Source organism: Brachyspira pilosicoli (assembly GCF_008016535.1).
GTDB classification, from domain to species: Bacteria; Spirochaetota; Brachyspiria; order Brachyspirales; family Brachyspiraceae; genus Brachyspira; species Brachyspira pilosicoli_A.
Window position 1 is genome coordinate 1 of sequence record NZ_SAXY01000076.1, and the last position, 2,733, is coordinate 2,733.

Below are 2,733 nucleotides of genomic sequence, written 5' to 3' on the forward strand. Positions count from 1 at the left end.
TTAAAAGAATATACACATTTTTATAACAATCAAAGATTGATTTCTTCGCTAGGTTATATTACAATCAAAGAAAGAATCAAAAATATTATAGCAAGTAAAAGTACAATATCTATGGCTCCATGACAAATATAAAGTTTTTAGATATTAATCAATTTCATTATAATATTATATACTGTTCAATTTAGATACTTTATTTAATGCTTTTAATACATTTTCAAGTTTGTAAAATCTAAAACCAATGATATAAACCTAATAAACCTTATTGTCTTTTATGTACATATTCATGAACTCTTCAAAGTTAATTCTTATTAAATATTTTTATAATAATATTATAAACCAACAGTTATTATGATAATAATTTATTATAATATATTTTTCTATATTATTTTTTATATAATATTATCAACTTTCACACACTTCACATCCACTTCTCTCTGTTGTCTTAAATTGCTGCTTACGGTCGCAAAAGAAGTGTGGTATTGCATGGTGTGCATTTTGTTAAGAAAAAGACATGCAAATAATAAAAACTAAATTTCGGTAAACTTAAAAATTCTTAGTATATACTAAAAAAGCCAATAGCTTAATATTTTAATTAAACTATTGGCTTAAAATATTATTTAAGAAAAACTAAATTATTTGCTTAATCTAGCTCTTAATTCTTCTAATTGTTTTTTAAGTCTAGCTGGAAGTCTTGAACCAAATTTAGCATAATGAGCTTCAATCTGATTAGCCTGATCTTTCCAAGCCTCAACATCTACTCTCATAAGCTCTTTGAAATCAGCTTCAGGAATATCTAAACCTTTAAGGTCTAAATCGCCGTCTTTAGGCATTTTACCTATAGGAGTGTCAACAGCATCAATTTTACCTTCAACTCTTTCACACATCCATTTTAATACTCTTGAGTTATCACCAAATCCAGGCCATAACCATTTACCGTCAGCATCTTTTCTAAACCAGTTTACATAGAAGATTTTAGGAGCTTTATCGCCTAATTTATCTCCCATTTCAAGCCAGTGGTTCATATAATCGCCCATATTGTATCCGGCAAATGGAAGCATAGCAAATGGGTCAAATCTTAATTGACCAGCAGCACCAATGTTAGCAGCAGTAGTTTCACTTGCAGCAGTAGAACCCATAAATACACCATGATCCCAGCTGTAAGATTCATGTACTAACGGCATAACTGAAGCTCTTCTTCCGCCGAAGATAAATATATCTATAGGTACACCTTTAGGGTCTTCCCAGTCTTTACATATAACAGGACATTGTCTAGCAGGAGCTGTAAATCTTGCATTAGGGTGAGCACCTTTCTCGCCGCTTTCCGGAGTCCAGTCATTACCTTTCCAATCTTTACCATGTTTAGGAGCAGGTCCCATACCTTCCCACCATACATCGCCGTCATCTGTTTCTACACAGTTAGTAAATATTGTGTTTTCTTTTATAGAATCCATAGCCATAGGGTTAGAATCATAAGAAGTACCGGGAGCTACACCAAAGAAACCAGCTTCTGGGTTAATAGCATAAAGTCTTCCGTCTTTAGGATTAATTTTCATCCAAGCAATATCATCGCCTATAGTCTCACATTTCCAACCAGGGATTGTAGGCTGCAGCATAGCAAGGTTAGTTTTACCGCAAGCACTTGGGAAAGCTGCCGCAATGTGGAATCTTTTGCCTTCAGGGTTAGTTAGGCGTAAGATAAGCATATGCTCTGCCATCCAGCCTTCTCTTCTAGCCATAGCAGAAGCGATACGAAGAGCGAAACATTTTTTACCAAGTAAAGCATTTCCGCCGTAACCTGAACCATAAGACCATATTAAGTTTTCATCGGGGAAATGAGAAATATATTTTTTCTCTATTGGGGCACAAGGCCATTTAGTGTCTTTTTGACCGTCAGCAAGCGGAGCGCCTACAGAGTGCAGACAAGGTATAAACTCACCGTTAGAACCTAATACATCTAATACTTTAGTACCGACTCTAGTCATTATATGCATATTGCATACAACATAAGCACTGTCAGTAAGCTCAACACCAATCTTAGCTATAGGTGAACCGACAGGACCCATAGAGAAAGGAATAACATACATAGTTCTGTTTTTCATTGAGCCTTTATATAAACCTTTCATAGTGCTTTTTAATTCGTCCGGAGCCATCCAGTGATTAGTAGGACCAGCATCTTCTTTGTTAGGATAACTAATAAAAGTTCTGTCCTCAACACGAGCCACATCAGAAGGGTCGCTTCTAAAAGAATGGCTATGCGGTCTTTTTGTTAATGGATGAGCTAAACCTAAATCAACAAGCCCTTGCATACATCTATCATATTCTTCTTTACTTCCATCGCAAACATATATATCTTTAGGTCTGCACATATCAGCTATTTCTTTTATCCAAGCTTTAAGCTTTTCATGTTTTAAATCTTCAAGCCTCATTAATTATACTCCTTAAAAAAATTGCTGCAATTATTATACAATAAAATCAATTTTTAGTAAATAATTTAATAATGGTAATTACATACTAAATACACCCAATTTGTTAATCTAATGAAACAAGGGGCTTAAGCCCCTTGTTTTAATATTTAGTAAATACCTTAATAATATAAAATTTAAAATAAAAAAGAGAGCCGAAAAGCCCCCTTTTTATTTGTTAATTATTTTTTATAATCCTTCGTAAGAATAAACCCCGCCGGATATTGCAGATAAACCAAATCTTCTATAATATGGTATAAATCCCTGTCTA

General features: G+C 33.7%; 1 protein-coding gene. It reads right to left on the reverse strand.

The features are described from left to right. Positions 1-632: 632 nt before the first annotated feature. Positions 633-2,426: a phosphoenolpyruvate carboxykinase (GTP) gene (locus tag EPJ72_RS12460; RefSeq protein ID WP_147732435.1), complete on the reverse strand. Its 1,794-nt coding sequence runs from the start codon at positions 2,424-2,426 to the stop codon at positions 633-635. Between the last annotated feature and the right edge of the window lie 307 nt (positions 2,427-2,733).

Excerpts from the sequence above, each read along its gene's own strand:
- EPJ72_RS12460 (WP_147732435.1), bottom strand. The coding sequence starts at position 2,426 with ATGAGGCTTGAAGATTTAAAACATGAAAAGCTTAAAGCTTGGATAAAA.